This is a genomic window from Hydrocarboniphaga sp., assembly GCF_028291725.1.
GTDB lineage: Bacteria > Pseudomonadota > Gammaproteobacteria > Nevskiales > Nevskiaceae > Hydrocarboniphaga.
In genome coordinates, this window is record NZ_JAQGNT010000062.1 from 13,670 (window position 1) to 36,464 (window position 22,795).

Below are 22,795 nucleotides of genomic sequence, written 5' to 3' on the forward strand. Positions count from 1 at the left end.
GCATCAGCGAAACCCCGTTCCTCCCGAGGAGCCGGGCTCCTGCGCCAGCCAGTCAATGAACACGCGCACGCGCGGCGACAGCTGGCGGTACTTCGGGTACAGCAGCGACACCGGCAACGGTGTCGGCGGATGCGCCGGCAGGACCTGCAGCGGCAGGATGCGGCATCGGCACCGCCGTCGCGCAGCGCCTGGCGACCGACGGCTTACGCCATGGTCGTCAACAAGGCCGGCAACGCCGCCGCGGTCGCCTTCCTGGCTGGCCCGGACGGCGGCTGGAACAACCATCAGACCCTGCGCGCCCACGACGGCATGGTCTGAGAAATCCCCAGTAAATCGGCTGCGGCGAGCCGATGGGTAACTCGGTCGGTCGGGCGGGCGGGCGCGAGCGACCGCTGGCCGAGGCTCCGCGAGGCCGCTCGGCGTAGCCTGGATTACTAAAACTTACTTACTGATTGATAAGTTTTAACAATGGCGAGCATTACAACTGACGATTGGGAAAGCGGAGGCCGCGCCCTCAGAATTCCTCCCATCGCAGCAAGATCTGCCGTCAGCTTCAAGGAGTCACCCATGAAAACCATCTTCCCCAGCCTTTCCAGCCTGTTCGTCACCTGGGCGTCCGCCGGCCAGTACGGCGAGGTCGCCGAGATCGATGCCACCGGCGACGAAGCTCCCGCCGCGCCCGGCAAGGTCCACACCCTGGCCAGCGGCAACCGCAAGAAGGCCGTCGGCGGCGTTCAGCAGTTCGGCGTCAGCGTCGGCGAGCCGAAGTACATTGACGGCTCGATGCTGGTGAAGCGCAAGATCGCCTGACAACAGGCTGCATCGGCCAAGGCCCATCGCTCGCAGGAGCGATGGGCCTTTTTGTTGTCGCGACACTGATTTGCGCTGCGTTCAGCAGCGACCGTCGAGAATGAATTTCTTACATCGAAAGCATCGAAAGCTTTGATATCTGCGATCGGGCAATCGGATATCAAACTATTTTGAAATCACCCTGAACTTATTGCCTGCATGCCTCTCTAATCCTGTGAATGTGGATCTCTCCCTTTTCACATTCTCCGTCTTCACTCCCTAGACGGATCTGGTTTCCCCAAGCCAGAAACTCTTGCCTCGCGAGTCCCACCCCTGGCTCGCGGGGCATTTTCTTTTTTGCGGCGCAATTTTCAGCGAGGCCTCGGTTGCGCATCGGGCCGCGCACGTCGGCAAAGGATTGCCGACCTACGGTGCGACGTAACAGTCCCGATACCTTGCCGCGGTGATCGCAGCCGAGTGGCGGCTCTACAATAGCCGCCCGAAACGAACACCTCAGCTTGCAAGGATCAACGGCTTATGTGGATCGAACTTCCGCCACGCAGACGGCGGACATTCGAAGCAGTCAGGGACGTATACGAGGAAAAACGCAGCTTCGCCCAGCGCGTCACCGTCGCGGTAGTGCTCGTACTGCTGATGGTCGGTCTCCTCGTCGGCAAGCTGGTCGGCATCCAGTTGCTGCAACACGACTACTACTCGACTCGCGCCGACGCCAACCGCACCCGCCTGGTGCCGGTGGCGCCGGTGCGCGGCCTGATCTACGACCGTAACGGCGTCGTGCTGGCGCAGAACCAGGCGAGCTTCGTACTCGAAATCACGCCGGAGAAAGTCCAGGGTCTGGACGACACGCTCAAACGCCTGGCGTCCGACGTGCGCATCACCGACCGCGACATCGCACGCTTCAAGGATCGCATGCGGCGCACGCCGCGCTATCGTGCGGTACCGCTGCGCACGCATCTGTCGCTGGAGGAAGTCGCGCGCTTCGAGCAGGACCGCTACGAGTACCAGGGCGTCGAGGTCAGCGCGCAGCTATCGCGCGAATATCCGATGGATACCCAGACCGCGCACCTGATCGGCTACGTCGGCGGCATATCGGAGGCCGACTACGCCAACCTCGATCCCGACCAGTACCAGGGCCTGAACCAGATCGGCAAATCCGGCATCGAGCAGAGCCATGAAGACGAGCTGCGCGGCAGCCCCGGCAGCAAGGTGATGGAAGTCAATGCCGACGGCCGGCCTCTGAACGAGCTCGGCTATCGCCCGGGCAAGGGCGGCAAGGATCTGGTGCTGTCGATCGACGCCAGGCTGCAGAGCGTGACCGTGCAGGAGTTCGCGGATCTGGATGGCGCGGCCGTCGCGATCGATCCGAAAACCGGCGAAGTGCTGGCGCTGGTCAGCACGCCGGGTTTCTCGCCGGCGCCTTTCGTCGACGGCATCGACAACGACTCCTACCAGGCGCTGCTGAGCGATCCGCGGCGGCCACTGTACAACCGTGCGGTGCTCGGAACCTATCCCTCGGGCTCGACGATCAAGCCGTTTCTGGGCATCGCCGGCCTGTACTACGGCGCCATCAGCACGACCAAGACGATCTTCGATCCGGGCTATTTCCAGCTGCCCGGCGTGGCGCGCAAGTATCGCTGCGACCGCCGCAGCGGCCACGGCTGGCTGGCGCTGGACCAGGCGATCGCGCAGTCCTGCGACGTCTACTTCTATCAGACCGCGGTGAACCTCGGCATCGATCACATCGACGAAATGCTGGCCCGCTTCGGCTTCGGCAAACTGACCGGCGTCGATATCCCCAACGAGAAGGCCGGCATCCTGCCGTCGCGCGAATGGAAGCGCCGCGTCTACCGGCAGAACTGGTATCTGGGCGAGACCGTGAACATGGGCGTCGGCCAGGGTTATTTCACGGTGACGCCGATGGAGCTGGCGCAGGCCGCGGCGCGCCTGTCCACGCGCGGCGGTGGCTTCAAACCGCACCTGGTTCACGCAAGCATCGATACCGCAACCGGCGAGAAGCGGGAACAGCTACCCGAAGCACTGCCGCCGATCTCGGACGTCGCGCCGGCGATCTACGACGAGGTGATCCGCGCGATGGGCATGGCGACTCAGGGCCCGACCGGCACCGCCTACGCAGTGTTCAAGGACGCGCCTTACACCGTCGGCGGCAAGACCGGCACCGCCCAGGTCGCCGGCCTGCGCCAGGACGAGGCCTACGCGCCGAAGATCGACCGCATCCCCAAACATCTGCGCGATCATGCGCTGTTCATCGCGTTCGCGCCGATCACCGATCCGAAGATCGCGGTCGCCGTGATCGTCGAGCACGCCGGCTTCGGCGCGACCTCGGCCGCGCCGATCGCGCGCCAGATGATCGACCAGTACCTGCTCGGCAAGGTGCTGTTCCGCGCGCCGCAGCCGGTGGTGCTGGCGACGCCCGAAGAGCAGGCGCCGGCCGATGCCGACGACGCCGTTCCCGACCCGGCGCCACCGGCGCAGTAGCGCGGCGGACCCGCGCCAGACGTGAGCCAGTTCTCATGTTGGGTCCGGGACTGATAAGTTGTGGGGGCGCCCCTCGCCGACACAGCGGATGACCGACAGGCTGGCCCAGGATTGCAGTGTGCTGCTCATCGACGTCGCCGGCTCGGTGCAGCTGCGCCGCGACGTCGGTGAGGTGGCCGCCGGCCGCCAGATCATGCACTTACTGGACTCGGCCATCGCCACCGCACGCGCGCACGGCGCGAGCTTCATCAAGGCCTACGGCGACGACATGCTCGCGATCTTCGAAAACGATGCGATCGCTGCCGCCGCCAATGTAGCGATACTGGCGCGCCTTGACATTCGACGGTGACGAGAAAAAGCACCGGCTCGGGCGCGGCCCCGCCTGTGAACTGCCGATCGCCGATCCCGAACTGCGCATTTCGACCACACACCTGGTCGTCGATTGCATCGATGGCTACTGGTTCGTGCAGGACATCAGCCGCAATGGCTCCTGGCTGCTCAGCGCCGACAGCGCACACGAGATGCAAATGCCCTACTGCCAGAGGGCGATGCTGCCGCAATCCGGCAGCCTGTCGCTGGGCCGGCCGGCGTCGCTCGATCCGGCGCAGCAGTTCTCGGTCCGGTTCAGAATCGAGCCGGCCTGAAACGCAAGCTATTCCACATGCTGCCAGCCGAATTCCCGGGCATTGCGCGCAACCGTTCCATGCCGGGCGGCGTGGTCATTCCGGTGCTGTACTACCCGAGCGCAGTCGACGCGGCACGCTGGCTGTGCGAGGCCTTCGGTTTCAGCGAAAGACTCCGGATTGGCGGGCATCGCGTGCAGATCGACATCGGCGGCGCAGCCGGCGCGGTCGTCGCGGCGATGCGTCCCGATGCATATCCGGCCGCGGAAAATAGCGGCCATTCGCTGATGGTCCGCATCGACGATGTCGATGCGCATTGCGCGCGGGCGCAATCCCGGGGAGCACGCATCCTGGCAGCGCCGGCGGACTATCCCTATGGCGAACGGCAATATTCCGTGGCCGATTGCGGCGGCCACGCCTGGACGTTTTCACAGACGCTCGCCGACATCGACCCGGCGAGCTGGGGCGGTGTCGAGCCGCCGTTTTGATCCAAACGATGGCCCACGCTACTCGGCCTTGATCGACTCCATCTGGATGCGCAGGGTCACGTCCATCTTGAACCCGTAGTCCTTGCCGGCCGTCAGTCCAAAGTCATCACGCTTGAACGTGGCGATCGCGTCGGCGCCGCAGAGTTCGCGCTTGAGCATCGGATGCGGGATGCAATTGAACAGATCGATATTCAGCACCAGCGGCTTGGTCACGCCGTGCAGGTTCAGATCGCCGACGACATGGGTCGGGTACCCGTTGACGAAGTCGGTGAGCCGGCCCTTGTAAGTCGCCTTCGGATATTTCGCGACGTCGAAAAATTCGTCCGACACCGCGTGCTCGTTCATTTTCTTGTGGCCGAAATCGACACTGGACAGGTCGACGACGACATCGACGCTGCCGGTCTTGGCCTCGCGATCGAGCACCATGCTGCCGCTGCTGCGGTCGAACTTGCCGCGCCAGACCGACACGCCCATGTGGTCGGCCTCGAAGCTCGGGAACGTATGCTCCGGGTCCATCTTGTAGGTCGCCGGCGCGGCGCTGGCAAAGCTCACCGGCAGCAGCACCAGCAGCGGGATCAGTATCTTTCCCGGCATTTTTTTCGGCATCTTCTTCGGCGTCGGCATGGCGTTCATTCCTCCGGAAATATCTTCAGGTAAGGCTCAGCTTCGCACAGTACGCGCGCGTACGACGGACGTTGCTGCAGGCGGTCGAAGTAGGCCGCGATATTCGGATACTGGCCGCGGAACGGCTGCACTTTTTCCGCATAGAACAGCGCCGGCGCCGCCGAGCAATCCGCCATCGTGAAGTCGGCGCCCAGCGCCCAGGTGCGCGTCGCCATCTGCGCATCGATCAGTGCATAGGCGGTGTTCAGGCCGGCGCGCGCCGCCGCAACGCCAAATGCATCGCGTTGCCCGGCCGGACGCAGCCGGTCGCCGACGATCTTCTGCATCGGTTCGCTGACGTAGTGATCATAGAAGCGGTCCAGCAGCCGGATATCGCGCGCGGTCTCGGCGTCGGCCGACATCAGCGCGCTGCGGCCGGGATGATGCAGCGCCAGATACTCGATGATGATGCTCGACTCCGGCACGAGCCGGTCGCGGGCCTCGTCGCGCAGTACCGGGAACTTGCCGATCGGCCAGATCTTCAGAAAGTCGCCACGCGAGGTTTCATTGCCCAGATCGACGATCACCGGCTCGAACGCCGCGCCGCTTTCGTAAAGCGCAATCAGCACTTTCTGGCAGAACGATGACATCGGGTGCAGGTACACGGTCAGTGTCATCACGCCTCTCCCGTCAGAGCTGCACCAACGGCTTGAAGCCGCCCCAGAACATGCGCTTGCCGTCGAAAGGCGCGTTCTGCGGGCCCATGCCGGCGAGCCGCGGATCGCTCATCACCTTGGCATTGATGCGGTCACGATCACTGCGCGACTTGTAGATGATGTAGGAGAAGATCACGACCTCGTCGGGCTTGAGCTTCACGCTCTGCGGGAACGAGGTCAGCTTGCCGGGCAGCACGTCGTCGGCGATCCATTCCCGGTATTCCAGCGCACCGTATTCGCGCCAGATCTTGCCGGCCTTGCGCGCCAGGCGACGATACGCGGCGAGATTCGCCTTGGGTACCGGCACCACGAATCCATCGACGTAAGCCATGAATATTCTCCTCGCAGGTCTTCGTAGGTCGGCAATCCCTTGCCGACGTGTACTACGAATCCCAACAGGACACATCACTCACGTCAAGCGCGGCAGCCACACGCCGACGCGCAGGCCGCCGCCTTCACGATCGTCCAGCAGCAGGCGGCCACCGTAGCGCCTGACGATATCGGCGACGATCGCCAGGCCCAGGCCCGAGCCCTGCACGTCCAGCGTGCGCGCCTGGTCGAGCCGGTAGAACGGCTCGAGCACCAGCTCGCGCTGATCAGCCGGAATACCGGGGCCGCGATCCTCGATGCGGATCTCGGCCTCGCTGCCGCGCTCGATCACGCTGAGTTCGGCCGCGCCGGCGTGCTTCAGCGCATTGCCGATCAGGTTGTCGAGCACCCGTGCCAGCGCCGCGCCGCGCACCGCGACGAAGATCGGCGACAGCGGCGGCGTGAACGACACCGGCTGCTGCAGCTCCCGGTACGAGTCGGCCTGCTGTTGCGCGATCTTCACCACGTCCACCGGCTCGGCAACTTCGACGGCCGAATCGAGCCGCGCCAGCGTCAGCGTGTCGCGCAGCAACTGCTGCATGTGGCCGAGATCGAGAACGGCGCGCTCGCGCTGCGTCGCGTCATCGATGTATTCGACGCGTAGCCGCAGCCGCGTCAGATAGGTGCCGAGATCGTGGCTGATCGCGGCGAGCATGCGCGTGCGGCCGTCGAGCAGGCCGCGCACGCGATCGCGCATCAGGTCGAAGGCGGTCACCAGCTGCTGCACTTCCCGCACGTTCGAGCGCGGCAGGGCGGCACCGTCGATCTGCTGGCCAAAGCGCTCGACCGCGCCGGCCAGGGTTTCCAGCGGGCGGACCTGGCGCTTCAGGCTCCAGGCCGAGAACAGCACGGTCAACAGGATCAGCAGCGCGGTGCCGGTGACCAGTTGCCCGGCCAGCGGTCGCGCCAGCAGGCCGCTGTGGATGTCGATGATCGCGACCCGGCCGTCGCGCAGCTCCACGCGCAATTGCAGCGGCTGCCCGGTGCGCAGGCTGTTGCGGCCCAGCAGCGCCGCGAGCCGGCCGCGCGGCGGCTGCGCGGTGCCGGCCGCCGCGCCGACACCGATATCGACACGACGATCGCCCAGCTCGCGCTTCAGCAGGTACAACACGGCAGGGAAATCCGCCTCGGCGGCGGCGGGTTCGACCCAGCCGCCCGGCTGCAGACGCACATCGAGATCGTCGTCGTCGCTCAAGGACCGCAGCAGCCAATACTCCGCCGTCGGCGGACTCGCCTCCAGCAGCTTGACGATCGCGGCGACGCGCGCCGGCAGCGGCAGAACCGGGTCTTCGCTGCTCTCGGCCTCGCGCTGCAGCAGGAACGCGCCGCCGGTGATCAGCATCGCCAGCAGCATCGCGCCGACCATCACCACGGTCACGCGCAGCGTCAGGCCGAACATCAGATGCGCTCGACCGGCACCGCCAGCATGTAGCCGCCATTGCGCACCGTCTTGACGATCGCCGGATGCGCCGGGTCGAGCTCGATCTTGCGGCGCAGCCGCGACAAGGCGACGTCGATCGAGCGATCGAAAGCCTCCCAGCTGCGGCCACGCGTCAGATCCATCAGCTGGTCGCGCGTCAGCACGCGCTGCGGATGGCGTACCAGCACCGATAGCAGATCGTAGTCGCCGGCCGATAGTTCGATCTCGCCGCCATCGGCGCGATTGAGCTGGCGCGCGGACAGGTCGAACTCGAACTCCGCAAAGCGCACGCGTTCGGCCGGGATCAACGACGTCGCCGCCGATACCGCCGGCGCGGTACGGCGCAGCACCGCGCGGATACGCGCCAGCAGCTCGCGCGGATTGAAGGGCTTGGGCAGATAGTCGTCGGCGCCCATCTCCAGGCCGATGATGCGGTCCAGATCATCGGCCTTGGCGGTCAGCATCACGATCGGGATGCCACTGCCGGCGCTGAGGCGGCGGCAGATCGACAGGCCGTCTTCGCCTGGCAGCATCAGGTCGAGCACCACCAACTCGGCACGGCGCTCGCTCAGCGACTGATCCATCTGCACCGCCGAGCGCACCCAAACCACGTCATAGCCTTCGCGCTGCAGCAGGCCCTGTACCAGAGGACCGATTTCGCGGTCGTCTTCGACGATCAGAATACGGGTCGCCAGCATGCGGACTCCTGGAAGGTTGTGAGCCGCGTTATAAGCGAAATCCGCCGATTTCCGCGCGCTTGTTACATCGTGTCACACGCCGACACCGCGGTGATATCGGACGGAGGCGCGACAGGCGGATGGTATGACCATTGGATTAGCGGAACACCACGGCGCGCTCGGCTTTATCCTGCTGTTCGTCGTCGTCGTCGACGTCGCCTACTACGCCTTCCACCGCACCAGCCATCGCGTGCGCTGGCTGTGGGCAACCCACTCGGCGCATCACCGCGTGCATCACGCCTGCAACCCGGAGCGGATCAACCACAATTTCGGCGGCGCGCTGATCGTCTGGGACCGGATGTTCGGCAGCTATGCCCACAGCGACCGACACGCGCCGCTGCGCTACGGTATCGACGGTGTCAGCCCGCGCTACAACGCGCTCGCCATCGCATTTGCGGAGTGGCGACAGCTGTTGACCGACATGCATCGGGCGGGTGGGCCGATCGCCGCGGTACGTACTGCGCTGTCGAGGCCAAGGGCGGCTTAGCCGCCAGGCTTCACACTACGGTTACTGCGCGGATATGCCGGACGCCAGGTAGCAAAAGTTGCTCGCTCCGCATGACATAAAGAATGAACACTTTTCGTCCCGCCACACGATAGAAAATCCGGCAAACATGCCTCGGTGGAGAGATTACCGCAACTCGATCGCGACGGACGTTTCAAACGGCTGCGCAATTCGATCTGCTGGCTGTTCTCGCCCTATCTCTGATCGACCGGCGCCGGTGACGGCTGCAGATCGATCTCGATGTGCCGGCTGTCCGGCTCGTCGTCATGATCGCGGCTGACGAAGCCCAGGCTGCGCGCCAGTGCCAGCATCGGCATGTTCTGTCGCAGCACATCGCCATGAATCCGCTGCAGGCCCTGGCGGCGGCCGTGCGCCAGCAGTTCACCCATCAGCTGGCGGCCGAGCCCGGAGCCAGCGTGGTCGTGATGCACCAGCAGCGCGAATTCGCCGCTCTCGCCATACGGGTCGGTCACCAGATGTGCGACCGCGCAGATCAGGCTGGGCTCGTCCTCGGCCTCGGCGGTCAGCACCAGCTCGCGGTCGTAGTCGATCTGGGTCATGCGCGCCGCCATCTCGTGCGAGAAATAGCGGATCGCGGCGAAGAAGCGCATCCGGATGTCTTCGGGGCGCAGGCGTTCCAGCAAGGTGATCAGCGCCGGTTCGTCCTCGGGGCGGATCGGCCGCACCCGGTAGCGTCGGCCGCGGCGCGACACGATGATCTTGCCCAGTGTCTCCGGATACGGCGCCAGCACCAGACGCTGGCGTTCCGGTGCCGGCTGCGCATCGAGCTGCAGCTGCGCGTCACCGCTGCGGTGCAACTCGCCGGCCGCATCGACGGCCAGCGTCAGGCGCAGCGCCGCGATCGGCGCCAGATCCAGCGCCATCTGCGATACGCCGGACAGCGCCCGCATCAGCGGCGCCTGCATCGCCGCCGGCAAGGCCAGCTCCATCGCCTCGATCATGCGCTGCGCGAGCAGGCCGTCGAGTGGCGGAAACGCGCGCGCGGTGGTCGAGCGCAGCAGGCCGCTGACCGCGGTGATCGTAAGATGCGTGCCGAACTCGCGATGCCGCTCGATCGCCAGCTCGAACTGCTGCGCGCCGGTGTCGGCCGACGATGACGGCAGCCGGTAGCGATCCAGCAGATCGTTCGCTGCGGCGGCATCGAGCGTGAGACAAGCACGTGATAGCGCGGCGTCGAGCAGGCCGCGCGCGGTTTCGCAATCCACCACGGCGCGCTCCGACGGCGGCGGCGTCTGCATCAGCAGCTCGCGGGTGCGGCCATGCAGCCAGCGATAACGCAGCGCGCGCGCCGCCTGGCCGGCGGTGACGAACGTCGCGAGCCCGGCTTCGGTCGAGCGCCGGCGTGCGTCGAGCGCGGTCTTCAAGCCCAGCCAGACCGTCACCAGACGCGGCCCGAGCTGCGCCGACAGCAGCGCGTCGACATAAAGCCGGTGCGCCGAATCCAGCTGCGGGCTGTGCACCAGCAGCAGGTAGTCGCACTGCGGGTCGGCGAGCAGCGCGCCGCACAGACCGGCCAGCGCCTCGGGCTCGGTCGGGCCGGCGTCGATCGCGCCTTCGAGCCGCCGTGCGCGCGGCGCGAGTTGGTGGATCGCGTCAAAGGTCTCGTCGCTGCAGGCGCCGAGTGCGAGCTGCTGCCGCAGCACCGCATCGACGCCCAGCGCGCACAGCCCGGCGCCATTGCCGACCGTCATCACGCGCACCCGATCGCGGGCCGGAATCCGCGCCAGCGCGGTCAGCGCGTCGAACAGGCCATCCAAGGTCAGGCACTCGACCAGCCCGGCGCGAGCGAATGCCGCGCTACGCACCGGATCGGCGCCGCTGAGCGCCGCGCGGCCGCCGACGCGGCTTTGCAGCACGACCACCGGCTTGAGGCGCGCACAGGCCCGCGCGGCCGACATGAACTTGCGCCCGCCGCGCACCGCACCGACCTGCAGAATCACCGCGCGCGTATTCGGATCGAGCGCGGCGACGTCGAGAAAGTCGGCGACGTCGGCGTCCTGTTCGGCGCCGGTGGTCACCGCCCAGGAGAAACCGATGCCGCGGCCGCTGGCCCAGTCGATCGCAGCGGCGGCGATCGAGCCCGACTGCGTGATCAGCGCCAGCGAGCCGGCGGCCATGTCCGGCGGAAACTCGCCGGCCGACAGGCCGCTGCCATGGAAAAAACCGGCGGAACGCGGCCCGAGGAATCGCAGCCGGTGCGGGCGCGCCGCCTGCAGCACCGCGTCCGGAATCGGATCGGCACTCGGCCAGATCACGCCGCGACAGCCCGACTCCGCCAGCGCCGCGATGGCGCGCGGCCCGATCAGCCGCGCATCGAACACCACCGCCAGCCGCTGCAGGCTGGCGCGCTTGAGCTGCGCATGCAGCGCCGGTTTCGAGACGACCTGCTCCAGCGAAGCCGCGCTCGCAGCCAGACGCTGCAGCAGGCCGCGCTCGAGCGCCGTGGTCGGCTCGCCGATCGCCAGCACGTCGCGGCTGCGCAACAGCTTGTCGAGATTCTGGCCGCTCATGCGCCGCTCATGCGCCGATAAACGGCCGCACGAAAGCTTCGACACAGCGCGCCAGCGCATGCGGGTTGTAGCCGCCTTCCAGCATCGCGACGACGCGGTTCTTGCAGCGGCGCGCGGCGAAGTCGCGGATCTGAGTGCCGGTCCAGTAGAAATCCTCGTCGCTCAGGCACAGCCCGGCCATCGGATCGCGCGCATGGGCGTCGAAGCCGGCGGATACGAAAATCATCTGCGGATCGAATTCTTCCAGCGCCGGCAGCCAGTGGTTCTGCACCGCGTCGCGATACGCCTCGCTGCCGGCGCCTTCGGCCAGCGGCATGTCGATCAGCCCCGGCGCATCGGGATCACCGGCCCAGTAGGGATACAGCGGATGCTGGTAGGTCGAGCACAGCAGCACGCGCGGCTCCTTGCGGAAAATGTCCGCGGTGCCGTTGCCGTAATGCACGTCGAAGTCGAGCACCGCGACGCGCGGGATACCGCGCGCCAGCGCTTCGGCAGCGGCCACCGCGATGTTATTGAAGAAACAAAAACCCATCGCGCGATCGCGCTCGGCATGATGCCCCGGCGGCCGCACGTTGCAGAACACGAAGCCGGCCCGTTGCGACAGCAGCAGCTCGACCGCCAGCACGCCGGCACCGGCCGCATGTAGTGCGGCCTCGGCGGTGTGGGCGTTCATCGAGGTATCCGGATCGATGTGCACCAAGCCTACGGCCGGATGCGTACCGAGCACCGCTTCGACATGCTCGGCGCCGTGCACGCGCAGCAGGGCCTCGGCGCTGGCGGACGGGGCTTCGGCGCGATGCAGGAACAGATCCAGGCCGGTGGCCAGCAACCGGTCCTCGATCGCCGCCAGGCGCTCCGGACATTCCGGATGCTCGTCCTCCATCCGGTGCAGCCGGCAACTCGGATGCGTGATCCAGTAGCTGGGCAGCGCGGCCATCGTGACTCCGGTGATCAATCGACGCCCGATTGAAGCACGAGTCCGCGCGGATTTCGCTGACGCCGGTCAACAGGGCGTAGGCGTAGGTTGGGGTGAGCGCAGCGAACCCCAACATTGATTCGCGCCGATGTTGGGGTTCGCTGCGCTCACCCCAACCTACACCGGTTTGCGCCAGATCCACAGCAGCGCCAGGCCGCCGATCAATCCGCCCAGGTGAGCAAAGTGCGCGACACCGGCAAACGTGCCGGTCACGCCCGAATACAGTTCCACCGCCGCGTACAGGCTGACGAACACCGGTGCCGGCAACGGGATCGGCGGGATCAGCAGGATCACCTTGCGCCGCGGATACAGCCAGGCAAACGCGGCGAGCACGCCGAACAGACCGCCGGAAGCCCCAACCGTCGGCACCGGATCGCGGGCGAAGAACGAGGTGAACGCGAGCTGCGCGAAGCTCGCAGTCAGCACACTCGCGGCATAGAGCTGGGCGAAGCGCGAGGAGCCGAGCGCGCGCTCGACGTCGCGGCCGAACATCCAGACACCCAGCATGTTGGTACCCAGGTGCATCAGGCTGCCATGCAGGAAGGCGCAAGTGACGATCTGCCAGGGCGCGAACCCGGCCTGCAGCGGCCACAGCGCGAAGTCTCGCAGCATTACGTCGCCGAGCAGCATCTGCAGGCCGAAGATCAGCAGATTGACAACGAGCAGCGCGTAGGTAACGGGAGTCATCATAGGGCCTGGCTTAGCGAGTAGCGCGGCAGGGCGTAGGTCGGCAATCCCTTGCCGACATGAGGCCCCGATTGCACATCGTGCTTCGCACGTCGGCAAGGGATTGCCGACCTACGGTTTTGCGTCCGGCTTCGGCTCGAGATTCTCGAAGTTCGGCTTATAGGCCTCGACGAAGGCGTTCCTCAGTATCGCCAGAATCGCCGTTACCGGATGGGTCTCGGTTGCACCGATCTCGCCACTGATTTCGATGCGTGTCGCGAACTGGTCTTTGCGATGATTCTTGAACAGCTCGGTGAACAGCCCCGCGGTCGCCTCCCAGGCCAGGCGCAGCGGATTCTTCTGCTGCTGCTCGACGTCCTGCTTCCAGCTGAAGATTTTCAGATCCTGGAATAGCGGCTTGGCGTAGCCGCGCAGATGCCCGTCGTGCGCGTCGAGCTCGGTGACAAACTCGCCGTGGCCGGAGGCGAAATCCAGCTTGGCGTAGGCGCGCGCAAAATCGTTGGCCTCGACGACGTCGATGTCGAGAATCCGCAGGCGCAGGCTGAAATCACGCGATTCGTTGAACGGATCGAACTCCGCATGCGCCTCGGCCGGCGCCTTGCCCAGCATCTGCGCATGGGCATCGAACACCGCGACTCGGCGGCCGCTCGCGTCCTCGACATTGGTCAGATTGCGCACGCTGCCGTTGACCTGGGTCGCGCGCAAATCAACGGGCGGCTCCGACACGAAATTGTGGAATACCAGCACGCCGTCGATCACCTGGATCTCGTCGATGCGTACCGGCATCAGCTTCTCCAGCTGCGAGCGCCAGTCCACGCCCTTGCCGCTCTGGCCATCGGCTTCGCCGCGGCCGTCGACGAAGTTCAGTTCGGCCTGGTAGAACTCCACGCTCGCGACGACCTTGCCGCGCACCAGATCGCGCCAGCGCACCGCCAGCTCGGTGCGCGGCGCTTTCAGCAGCGGCAGCGGCACCTTGCCGGTGTTCTTGACGATCGCCAGGTCGTGGATCGTGTACGCGCCGCGCCACAGATGCAGGTCCACTTCGCTGAACTGGCCGTGATAGCTGCCCATCGTCGCCAATCGGGCGTTCAGGTAGCTCGTGACCCAATAGGGCAGCGTCATCCGCAACAGCACCAGCAGCACCGCAATGCCGATGATCACGCTCAAGGATCGCATCCTGCGATTCATGCAAGAGACTCCATCACGCCGCAAGCATCCATTCTCAAGGAGCGGGCACCATGAAGGAAAAAACCGAGCAGCACCAGCGCAAGCAGACCGAGCAGGAGCATCCGCCGGTTCCGAGCATCGACACCCAGGACCGCGTGGACGAAGCCTCCTACGACTCGTTCCCGGCCAGCGACCCGCCGGCGCACAACGCCAGCCGCGAAAAGCCGACAGCAAAACCCAGCTGATCGAGCTCGAGGCGAGGCGCAGGCTTGAGGGGCGATGGCGGCCCTTCGTCCGCCTCACCGCAGCCCAGGGCCCGACCTGCAGGAGCCGTCCTCAGCAAGCTTGATGATGACGCGCATGCGCGCTTGGGCATACGCTCATTGGAGGACGAGCCGGTCTTTCGATGCTGGGCATTGCCCAGCGGGCCAGATCGCGCGGTGGCGGACAGGGGATGAAAAATGCTCACAAGCAGCTTGCAGCGGCTGGGACAAACATCGTTTGTCCGCTTTGTCGAAGACCTGGTACGCATTGGTGTCATCGGTGCGTTTCCGTTCGCCAGTATCGCCTTGCTCGCCGTCGTGCTCTCGGTTCCCCAGGGCCAGGACGTGCTGCGGGTATTGCTTGAGAAGTCGCGCAACGAACACGACATCGCCGACCTGATCTGCCTGGCGCTCACCGCTTTGATGCAGTCGCTATCGGTCTGGTATTGCCTCAGATGGCTGCTCACCGGCCAGTTTTCGGGGCTGCCGCTGCAGATCCCGGAAGGACATTGGCTGCGCCGCTGGATTCCCCGTGTCGGCGGCGCTTCGATCCCGGCGTCAATCGCGCTCTCGCTGGCGTTTATCCCGAACCGGCATCCCGTCGACTGGATCTGGATCGGCGGCTTCATCGCGCTGGCCGTGGCGCTGATCGTGTTCTTCATCGGACGCCGGATGCTGCTGGACACGCTGGGCGATCAGCGCGCACAGGTCGCGCCGCACGTAGCGCTGCCACCCGGCACGGTTCGAATCATGGCCTGGGCGCTTGCGCTGAGCTTCGCGATCACGGGGATTTTCATCGCGTTTCCTGTCACCGCCCCACGCGCCCTTGGTGCAGCCGCTCTACTGCCATTGGCACTGGCCAGCATCAACCTGTTCGGAAGCATGCTGCTGACCTGGCTTCCATTGAAGAATGGCCTGCCGATACTCACGCTTGCGGTGCTGGTCTGGGCGACGATCTGCGGCCTGTTCAACGACAATCACCGCGTGCGCACGACTACTGCGCTGCCGGGGAGCCTCGAAACGGAGCAGCGTCCCACTCTCGAGGAACAGTTCGTCAGCTGGAGTGCTCGCCACAATGCCGACGGCTCAGCGCCCTACGTCGTCATCGCGACCGAAGGTGGCGGCATTCGGGCGGCGTTCTGGACGGCCGCGATTCTCGAAGAACTGTCGCATCGCATCCCGGGCCTGAGCAGCCGCATCTTCGCTGTCAGCGGCGTTTCCGGCGGCAGTCTCGGCGCCTCGGCCTGGCTGGCAAGCCTGCCGCCAACGGATCGCGCGGCGACCAGCGCATGCACGGCAACGCAGTCGCTGCAGGGCGACTACCTGGCTCCGGCGATCGCTGGCGTGCTGTTCGGCGACGCGATCCAGCGGTTTCTGCCGTTCAAGTTTCCGCGGCAGATACTGGACCGGTCCAGGGCGATCGAGGAAAGCTGGGCCGATGCCTTCGATCAATGCCCGGAACAGCGCATGTGGCACACTTTGCGGGAGATCTACTCGAAGTCGGTTGCGCCGGACCTGCCCTCGGTGTTCCTGAATACGACGATCGTCGAAACCGGCCAGCGCGCCATCCAGTCCAATGTCCAGGTCCAATTCGACGACGCCGTGGATCTGCAAGCCGCGAAGTTCTCGAGCGCCTATCAGCCGCTGGCCGGCGTTACCCACAACAGTGCGCGGTTCCCGCTGATCAGCCCCGCCGGCACGGTGCTTGAGTTCAATGGCAAGAAATGGGCGCCGCGTTATCGCGTCGTCGATGGTGGCTACTTCGACAACTCCGGTGCCGCCACGGCCTTCGACATCATCCATCAGCTCCAGACATCGAAGAGCGATGACGTCGGCAAGCGGCGCCCGATACTGCTGATCATCCGCAACGATGCCGACGCGGAGAATCTGTGTGCAACGCCAGACTGCAGGAAGCTGATCAAGGCGGCCGGCGACCAGAAAATCGCAGCCACACAGTTGGTAGAAAAAGAAAAAGCGAAACGCTGTTCAACTACGGCGGGAACCAAGCCAGGCAACGTCGGCCCCAGTTCGATTCTCCCGGAGACCTCGTCGATCATCCTGGGGCTCTACAACGCACGTTCCGCTCACGCCCGCCTGGCAGCACTGGCCGCGGTGCGCGAGCTAGCGCAATCGCGTGCCGACGCATCAGCGGACTCCGCGACACCGGCCGCCGTCTACGAACTGGCTTTTCACATGCCAGACCCCTGCTCCGACAACGACGTCGCGCCGCCGCTGGGCTGGGTACTGTCGAATGCTTCGCAGGCTACGATGAGAAAATCGGCGGCAACGCTCGCCAGCAGCATCGCCGATGACCTGGCGGCACTGCTGCATCTCCAAGCGTTCAAAGCTCCTTGGCCAGACGCAGGCCGCTGAACTGCCAGCGCGCGTCGGCGGGAAAGAAGTTGCGATAGCTGGAACGCAAATGCGAGCGCGACGATGCACAGGACCCGCCGCGCAGCACCCACTGGTTGCTCATGAATTTTCCGCTGTATTGGCCGACCGCACCGGGGCCTGCCCGGTAACCGGGGTAAGCGATATAGGGGCTCGCGGTCCAGCACCAGACCGAACCGTAGATCGGCTCTGACGAGTGTTCGGTGACGATGCGCGGATGCAGTTCGCCGTCGGGCTGGTCGGCGAACTGGCCGGTGATGCGCCGGCCCCGGGCGGCCTGCTCCCATTCGAATTCGGTCGGCAAACGTGCTCCGGCCCAGCGTGCGTAGGCATCGGCCTCGAAAAAGCCGATATGGCAAACCGGGCGCTGCGCGTCGATCGCGTGCGTGCCGTGCAGCGTGAACTCGGCATCGAGTGTGTCGTTCCAGTACAGCGGATGCTGCCAGCGCTGCGCTTCGACCTGCGCCCAGCCTTCGGACAGCCACAGGCGCGGATCGCGATATCCGCCGTCGCGGATGAACTCGGCGTATTCGCCATTGGTGACCACGCGCGAGGCCAGCGCATAGGGCCGCAGCAGGACCCGGTGGCGTGGACCCTCGTTGTCGAACGCGAAGCCACGACCGGCATGGCCGATACCGACGATCCCGCCTTGATGCTCGCGCCACCGGAACGGCGGCGCTTCCGCCGCCATCAGGTTCTGCGGCCGGTATTCCGGCATCAGCGGGTTCTGCGCGAACAGATGCTTGATATCGGTGAGCAGCAGTTCCTGGTGCTGCTGCTCGTGATGCAGGCCGAGTTCCAGAAAATCGACTGCGGCCGGTGGCAGTGAATCGCGCAGCAGACCCTCCAGCAGCAGGCGGTCGACGTAGTGACGATAGGCCATGACCTCGTGCACGCTCGGCCGCGTCAACAGGCCGCGCTGATGGCGCGGATGCCGTCCGCCCGCACCTTGATCATCGGAGTTGAACAGGGACTCGAACCGCGGATGGAATACCTGGTAGTCGGCGCAATAGGGTTTGAGCACGAAGGTTTCGAAGAACCAGGTCGTATGCGCGAGATGCCACTTGGCCGGACTCGCATCCGGCATGCTCTGCGCGCCAGCGTCTTCGCCCGACAGCGGCGCAGCGAGTTCCCGGGTATACGAGCGTATTCCCGCGAAACGCGCGGCCAGTGCTTCGTCGCGCGACGCAACGTCGATACGGTCGACCGCGACCGAAGGATTGAGCGGGGACATCAGCGCGCGCTCCGATGGTGCAGCCTGGCCAGCGCGGGCCTTGCGGTCTCCGGCAACTTGCCCGGCACACCGCGGCGTATCGCTCGATTTACAAGGCTCCGCATTTCGTCTCTCCTCACGAACGCGACTTTATAGGCACACGACATCTGCGCACACGACTACAGAGCAACCACCATGCCGGTGCTTATGGCTCGGTCTCGCAATGTTGCGTGCCGACGCCCGGGGGCAGTCGGTCCAGCTTAGTGGTAGCGTTTCGAACGCTGACCAGTATCTACCTTGGAGAATGTCATGATCGATCACGTCTACAAGTCTTTGGAGTTGACTGGCTCGTCCTCGAAGAGCAGCGACGACGCGGTCAAAACAGCGATCTCGCGTGCGTCAAAGTCCATTCGCAACATCAAGTGGTTCCAGGTGACGGATGTTCGGGGACATGTGGCTGACGGAAACGTGGCTCATTGGCAGGTCACGATCAAGGTCGGGTTCACTCTCGAAGAGTGAGCCCTGCAAAAGGCGAGCTTCACCCTCGGCGACACCCTCAGCGACGTTTGACAACATCGTTTCGTAGGACGGTCTTGCTGTTGTAGCGCGTGGCTGGGAATAGCGGCGAGGGTTGATGCCCTGTTTGCGGGCTCGCTCAGGCGCCCGTCTCGGGCTCTTCACTGTCCACCATGTCAGCGCCTGTGGCCATGGCGCGATGGTGTCGGCCCGGTTTTTGTTAGGCCTACGTTTGGATTCGACCCGCTATTGTTACGCCGGGCCCACAAAACGATGTTGCAGTGCAGCGTGATCGTACCGAAGACCAAGCCGATCTTTCCGGCAGCACGCTGCGGGCTCCAGGCAAGCCGGCACCGCAAGCCATGGTGCATATTAGTTACCAGCAAGATCATCCATCAGGAGAGTCCTTATGAAGAATCTGTCCTCAGCCGCCGACGTCGGCGCCGCGCGCGAAAATCTCGCCAGCGATTTCCATTCACTCGTCAATCATGCCGAAGAACTGCTGCATGCGACGACTTCGCTTTCCAATGAGACCGTCGATATGGCGCGGCAGAAACTCAACGACAGTCTGCGTCAGGTGAAAGCGCAGATCGGCCCGGTGCGCGACGCCGCTTACGAGCGCGGCAAGCTGGCGGTCGATACTGCGGTGACGTTCGCGCGCGAGCGCCCGTGGCAGACCGCTGCAATCGTCTGCCTCGCGGCACTCACCATCGGCTTCATCGGCAGTCTCGGCAGCAGGAAGTAAATGTCCGAGCCGCAGCCGCAGCAGAACGTCTCCGGGAAGCTGCAGGGCCTGGCGCAAGCCTTCCTGCAGTACGCCCGCGCGCGCGTCGATCTGCTGCAGCACGAATGGCGACAGGAGCAATCGCGGCTGTTGGGCCAGTTGGCACGTACCGGTATTTTCGCGCTCGGTGCGCTGATCAGCTTGCAGCTGATCTGCGCGTTCGTGCTGATCGCGTTCTGGGATACACCCTGGCGCCTGCATGCGGCCGGCGGACTCGTGCTGTTGTTCGGCAGCGTTACCGGCCTGGCCTGGCGCGGCATGCAGGGCGGTCGCGATCACGACAGCCAGGCGTTCTCCAGCACCATCGCCGCGTTCGACAAGGATCGGGAAATCTTCGATCGGCTGGCCGAGTTGCGCGACGAGGCCAAGAAGCCCGGGGAGCGCGCGCCGCCGTCACCGTCCGCGATCCCGGTCAGCCTTGCCGCGGCGAGGACGATCCCCGAGCCGACGCGATATTCCGACTCCGGCCGGTCCGCTGCGCATACGATCGAGCCGGCGCCACCGGCATCCCGAGCCAACGGCGCATCGACGCCGGCATCATCTCGCTCCTGAGGAAGACATGAGCCCCGCAACATCAGAAAAAGTGCCGGACGCAGTGCCCGCCCAATCGCTTTCCGACGCGGAACTGATCGCCAGACTGGATCGCAGCCGCAACGAGCTGATGGAAGCCGCGGGTGCGCTGCAAAAGCCGCTGCATACGGTGCAACGCGTCGAGAACCTGATGCGCACGGTATTGCCGCTCCTGCCGTATGCGGTGGCGGCCATCGCCGTGCTCGGCGTCGCCAGCTCGCTGCGCAGCGGCCGCAAGCTCAGACCGGTGCTGCTGATCGCCACCGGCCTGGATGTGTGGCGACTGTGGAAGAGTTACAAGCTGACTGCGGCCCTGCCCTCGCCGGGATCGGCGTCGGTGCACGCCACCCGTCGACCGGATAGCGCGCAGACGCGCACGACCGGTTATCCCTGAGGAGGATCGAACAATGAGTTTCTGGACCACAAGCAAAACCGTGCTGGCGCTGGTGTCGATCGGCATCCTGATGACGCCGGTACTGCGCCGCCTCGGCTACCTGCCACCGGAAAACAGCGAAGCACCGGCCGGCGACGAAGCCGCCGGCGGCAACCAGACCGGCGCTGCCGATGCCGCCCCACCGGAATTGAACCTGCCGCACAACGGCAGCGGCGGCGAAAGCGCTCCGCGTCACTAAGGATGCCACGCGGCTACTCGACGCTCTGATCGAAAGCCTTGCGCTTGCGGTACAGCGTCGAGCTGTCGATCTTCAGCAGCTTGGCGGCGGCTTCGAGGCTCGCGGTACTGGCGACCACGGCCTCGATATGTGCCCGCTCCAGATCTTCCAGGCTGACCGGATCGCCGGCGCGCAGGCCCTGGCCCAGGTTGGGCGTGATCCGCCCGAACGGCAGATGCTCGGGGCCGATCGCCTCGCCTTCGCAGATGATCACGGCGCGCTCCACCGCGTTGTGCAGCTCGCGAAGATTGCCCGGCCAGGTGTGCAGCGACAGCAGCGACGCCGCGTCCTTGCTGAAGCGGCGCGCCGGCCGGTCGTAACGCGCGGCCAGCTGCAGCAGGATTTTGCCGGCGATCGGCAGCACGTCTTCGCGGCGATCGCGCAGTGTCGGCAGCAGCAGCGTAACGACGTTGAGGCGGTAGTAGAGATCTTCGCGGAAGCGGCCTTCGGCCACCATCTTTTTCAGATCCTGGTTGGTCGCAGCGATCACGCGCACGTTGGCAGTACGCGTATGCGGGTCGCCGACCCGCTCGTATTCGCGGTCCTGCAGAAAGCGCAGCAGCTTGGGCTGCATCGGTATCGGCAGATCGCCGATCTCGTCGAGGAACAGCGTGCCGCCTTCGGCGATCTGCACACGACCCTGACGGCTGTCGGTGGCACCGGTGAACGCGCCGCGGACATGGCCGAACAGCTCGCTGGTCAGCAGTTCGGCCGACAACGAGGGACAGCTCACCGTCGCGAATGCCGCCTCGCGGCGCGGACTCATGTCATGGATCGCGCGCGCCAGCACGCTCTTGCCGGTGCCGCTTTCGCCGAGCAACAACAGCGTTGCATCGGTACCGGCGACGCGGCGGCCCAGATCCAGCGTGGCCGACAAAGCCGGATTCGCGGTGCGCAGATCGAGCTGGCGATCGCGACCGCGATCGTTCTCCAGCGCGAGCACACGTTGTTCCAGCCGGCGCGCCTCGACCTGCTGCGCGACCGCGTGCGACAACTGGCTGGGATCGCAGGGCTTGACCAGGTAGTCGGCGGCGCCGACCCGGATCGCCGACAGCGCGGTGGCGACGTCGTCGGTTGCGGTGGCCATGATCACACGCATCCACGGCGCCCATTCGCGCAACTTTGGCAGCAGATCCAGGCCCGAGTCTTCACCCAGGTCCAGATCGAGCACGCAGGCGTCGAACACATTGCGGCCCAGCGCCGCTTCGGCTTCCGCGGCCGAGCGCGCGGTGCTGACGCGGTGGCCGTCTCCCTCAAGACAGCGACGGAACAGGCGCAGGATCCCACCGTCATCATCGACCAACAGGATGTTGGCGCCCCCAAGCTCGACACTCATCTTTTCACGACTCCGTACTTGGGCTGCGCCGTCGATGCGGCGCTGAGCATTATGGCATTGGGCTAATCCGATCCAGCGCTCAGCGCCCCGCGCTGCAAATCAGCCTGCACGCCATTTTGTCCTTGCAAGCTGCACGCCGGATGAAGCACATGCAAAGAGGCACCCTAACAACAACAAGCACTTAGTTCGGATCTGCCGCTGGCACGAAGCGTGAGACAAGCAGAGCGTAGTCCCCCAGGTCGCGTTCACCGACCCGTACGCGACCTAAGCCCGCTAAGGGGCGGAGCCTCCTCCGCCCCTTTTTTTGCCCGCGATTCGGCGCGTCGATGCAGTTGACGCAGGCGGCCTGCAAACTGCGCGGGCTGACGCTTCCGTATCGGCGATTCGCAGGCGTTCCAGGCGATGCGCGCTCTAAAAAAGTCCATCAGAACAGATGACTAGGCTCCGGCACGGAGCTTGAGGCGAGAGCTGCGCCCATGCGCACGTCTATCGCCACTGCCGAGATCCCTAGCCGTACCGCGACCCAGCTGACGGCAGGACTGCTGTCAGCCGCCGCCATTGCCGATGGCATGTATCTGCTGGCCGGATGGCCGCTGCCGGACATAGCGGCATTCTGGCTGTTGAACCTGTATCTGCTGACCGGCCTGCTGCTGCTGCCGCTGCTGCTGCAAGGTCGCCGGCGCGCCGTGCCACGGCTCGTTGCAATGGCACTGTGCGCCGCCAGCCTGGGCACGCGCCTGGGCAGCAGCGCGGCAGTGGATGCGTCGGGCCTGCCTCATCTGCTGCTGATGATGGCGGCGCTGCTGAATCTGAGACCGTTATCACTGGTGCCCGGCCCGCTCGTCGCCGACCGCTCCGCCACCGTATCGAACATCCAGAACTGAAGGACAAGGCGCAGTGCCAGGTTCGACTCGGCGTTTTGG

Annotated in this window: 25 protein-coding genes and 2 pseudogenes; 15 read left to right on the forward strand and 12 right to left on the reverse strand. The window is 65.5% G+C overall.

Annotated features, from left to right (window positions below; translation table 11 throughout):
* Positions 1-3: 3 nt before the first annotated feature.
* Positions 4-150 (reverse strand): annotated as a pseudogene (locus JWQ90_RS29210) (LysR family transcriptional regulator); the annotation flags it as partial.
* Between the two features lie 84 nt (positions 151-234).
* Here JWQ90_RS29210 and JWQ90_RS29215 point away from each other — a divergent pair.
* The 6 genes and pseudogenes from JWQ90_RS29215 to JWQ90_RS16710 all read left to right on the forward strand — a co-directional run.
* Positions 235-318, forward strand: a pseudogene (locus JWQ90_RS29215) (3-ketoacyl-ACP reductase); the annotation flags it as partial.
* 249 nt (positions 319-567) lie between these two features.
* Entirely contained in the window at positions 568-810 is a 243-nt protein-coding gene (locus JWQ90_RS16690; RefSeq protein ID WP_299696124.1) for a hypothetical protein, read from the forward strand.
* Between the two features lie 516 nt (positions 811-1,326).
* Positions 1,327-3,306, forward strand: coding sequence for a penicillin-binding protein 2 (gene mrdA / locus JWQ90_RS16695; RefSeq protein ID WP_299696125.1), 1,980 nt, complete (start codon positions 1,327-1,329; stop codon positions 3,304-3,306).
* Between the two features lie 88 nt (positions 3,307-3,394).
* Entirely contained in the window at positions 3,395-3,655 is a 261-nt protein-coding gene (locus JWQ90_RS16700) for a hypothetical protein (protein ID WP_299696126.1), read from the forward strand.
* Positions 3,639-3,950: an FHA domain-containing protein gene (locus JWQ90_RS16705; RefSeq protein ID WP_299696127.1), complete on the forward strand. Its 312-nt coding sequence runs from the start codon at positions 3,639-3,641 to the stop codon at positions 3,948-3,950. The genes JWQ90_RS16700 and JWQ90_RS16705 overlap by 17 nt, the downstream gene beginning before the upstream one ends.
* A 17-nt stretch (positions 3,951-3,967) precedes the next feature.
* Complete coding sequence (locus tag JWQ90_RS16710; protein ID WP_299696128.1) at positions 3,968-4,417, forward strand: VOC family protein; 450 nt, start codon at positions 3,968-3,970, stop codon at positions 4,415-4,417.
* Positions 4,418-4,435: 18 nt separating this feature from the next.
* Here the strand turns inward: JWQ90_RS16710 and JWQ90_RS16715 are convergent, their stop codons facing one another.
* From JWQ90_RS16715 to JWQ90_RS16735, 5 genes are all read right to left on the reverse strand, one after another.
* Positions 4,436-5,011, reverse strand: a complete 576-nt coding sequence (locus tag JWQ90_RS16715; RefSeq protein WP_366919536.1) for a YceI family protein — start codon at positions 5,009-5,011, stop codon at positions 4,436-4,438.
* 35 nt (positions 5,012-5,046) lie between these two features.
* Positions 5,047-5,697, reverse strand: coding sequence for a glutathione S-transferase family protein (locus JWQ90_RS16720; protein ID WP_299696130.1), 651 nt, complete (start codon positions 5,695-5,697; stop codon positions 5,047-5,049).
* A 13-nt stretch (positions 5,698-5,710) separates the two neighbouring features.
* Positions 5,711-6,067 (reverse strand): DUF1428 domain-containing protein, encoded by a 357-nt coding sequence (locus tag JWQ90_RS16725; RefSeq protein WP_299696131.1) that lies wholly within the window; start codon positions 6,065-6,067, stop codon positions 5,711-5,713.
* Positions 6,068-6,145: 78 nt separating this feature from the next.
* The gene (locus JWQ90_RS16730; protein ID WP_299696132.1) at positions 6,146-7,504 is read right to left on the reverse strand and encodes an ATP-binding protein; all 1,359 of its coding nucleotides are present in this window, start codon (positions 7,502-7,504) and stop codon (positions 6,146-6,148) included.
* Entirely contained in the window at positions 7,504-8,223 is a 720-nt protein-coding gene (locus JWQ90_RS16735) for a response regulator (protein WP_299696133.1), read from the reverse strand. The genes JWQ90_RS16730 and JWQ90_RS16735 overlap by 1 nt, the downstream gene beginning before the upstream one ends.
* Before the next feature lie 124 nt (positions 8,224-8,347).
* On the opposite strand from JWQ90_RS16735, the gene JWQ90_RS16740 reads away from it, so the two are divergent.
* Positions 8,348-8,749 (forward strand): hypothetical protein, encoded by a 402-nt coding sequence (locus tag JWQ90_RS16740; protein WP_299696134.1) that lies wholly within the window; start codon positions 8,348-8,350, stop codon positions 8,747-8,749.
* A gap of 212 nt (positions 8,750-8,961) precedes the next feature.
* Here the strand turns inward: JWQ90_RS16740 and JWQ90_RS16745 are convergent, their stop codons facing one another.
* The 4 genes from JWQ90_RS16745 to JWQ90_RS16760 all read right to left on the reverse strand — a co-directional run bounded on the left by JWQ90_RS16745 (position 8,962) and on the right by JWQ90_RS16760 (position 14,149).
* Positions 8,962-11,298 (reverse strand): GNAT family N-acetyltransferase, encoded by a 2,337-nt coding sequence (locus JWQ90_RS16745; RefSeq protein ID WP_299696135.1) that lies wholly within the window; start codon positions 11,296-11,298, stop codon positions 8,962-8,964.
* A 7-nt stretch (positions 11,299-11,305) separates the two neighbouring features.
* The gene (locus JWQ90_RS16750) at positions 11,306-12,235 is read right to left on the reverse strand and encodes a histone deacetylase family protein (RefSeq protein ID WP_299696136.1); all 930 of its coding nucleotides are present in this window, start codon (positions 12,233-12,235) and stop codon (positions 11,306-11,308) included.
* 156 nt (positions 12,236-12,391) lie between these two features.
* Complete coding sequence (locus JWQ90_RS16755; protein ID WP_299696137.1) at positions 12,392-12,964, reverse strand: rhomboid family intramembrane serine protease; 573 nt, start codon at positions 12,962-12,964, stop codon at positions 12,392-12,394.
* 108 nt (positions 12,965-13,072) lie between these two features.
* The gene (locus tag JWQ90_RS16760; RefSeq protein WP_299696138.1) at positions 13,073-14,149 is read right to left on the reverse strand and encodes a DUF748 domain-containing protein; all 1,077 of its coding nucleotides are present in this window, start codon (positions 14,147-14,149) and stop codon (positions 13,073-13,075) included.
* A gap of 50 nt (positions 14,150-14,199) precedes the next feature.
* Between JWQ90_RS16760 and JWQ90_RS16765 the strand changes: the two genes are divergently transcribed.
* Positions 14,200-14,373: a hypothetical protein gene (locus JWQ90_RS16765; protein ID WP_299696139.1), complete on the forward strand. Its 174-nt coding sequence runs from the start codon at positions 14,200-14,202 to the stop codon at positions 14,371-14,373.
* A 216-nt stretch (positions 14,374-14,589) separates the two neighbouring features.
* Positions 14,590-16,764, forward strand: coding sequence for a hypothetical protein (locus JWQ90_RS16770; protein WP_299696140.1), 2,175 nt, complete (start codon positions 14,590-14,592; stop codon positions 16,762-16,764).
* Here the strand turns inward: JWQ90_RS16770 and egtB are convergent.
* On the reverse strand, positions 16,733-18,016 hold the full coding sequence (gene egtB, locus JWQ90_RS16775) for an ergothioneine biosynthesis protein EgtB (protein WP_299696141.1): 1,284 nt from the start codon (positions 18,014-18,016) through the stop codon (positions 16,733-16,735). The two genes, JWQ90_RS16770 and egtB, sit on opposite strands and share 32 nt — an antisense overlap.
* 288 nt (positions 18,017-18,304) lie before the next feature.
* Between egtB and JWQ90_RS16780 the strand changes: the two genes are divergently transcribed.
* The 5 genes from JWQ90_RS16780 (at position 18,305) to JWQ90_RS16800 (ending at position 20,497) form a co-directional block, all read left to right on the forward strand.
* Positions 18,305-18,514 (forward strand): dodecin, encoded by a 210-nt coding sequence (locus tag JWQ90_RS16780; protein WP_299696142.1) that lies wholly within the window; start codon positions 18,305-18,307, stop codon positions 18,512-18,514.
* Between the two features lie 406 nt (positions 18,515-18,920).
* Positions 18,921-19,256, forward strand: coding sequence for a DUF883 family protein (locus tag JWQ90_RS16785; protein ID WP_299696143.1), 336 nt, complete (start codon positions 18,921-18,923; stop codon positions 19,254-19,256).
* A complete protein-coding gene (locus tag JWQ90_RS16790) occupies positions 19,257-19,847 on the forward strand; it encodes a phage holin family protein (protein ID WP_299696144.1) in 591 nt (196 codons plus the stop codon).
* 7 nt (positions 19,848-19,854) lie between these two features.
* Entirely contained in the window at positions 19,855-20,259 is a 405-nt protein-coding gene (locus JWQ90_RS16795) for a hypothetical protein (protein WP_299696145.1), read from the forward strand.
* A 13-nt stretch (positions 20,260-20,272) separates the two neighbouring features.
* Complete coding sequence (locus JWQ90_RS16800; RefSeq protein ID WP_299696146.1) at positions 20,273-20,497, forward strand: hypothetical protein; 225 nt, start codon at positions 20,273-20,275, stop codon at positions 20,495-20,497.
* A 13-nt stretch (positions 20,498-20,510) separates the two neighbouring features.
* On the opposite strand, the gene JWQ90_RS16805 is transcribed toward JWQ90_RS16800, so the two are convergent.
* Positions 20,511-21,872, reverse strand: coding sequence for a sigma-54 dependent transcriptional regulator (locus tag JWQ90_RS16805; protein ID WP_299696147.1), 1,362 nt, complete (start codon positions 21,870-21,872; stop codon positions 20,511-20,513).
* Positions 21,873-22,348: 476 nt separating this feature from the next.
* On the opposite strand from JWQ90_RS16805, the gene JWQ90_RS16810 reads away from it, so the two are divergent.
* Complete coding sequence (locus JWQ90_RS16810; protein WP_299696148.1) at positions 22,349-22,756, forward strand: hypothetical protein; 408 nt, start codon at positions 22,349-22,351, stop codon at positions 22,754-22,756.
* Positions 22,757-22,795: the final 39 nt, after the last annotated feature.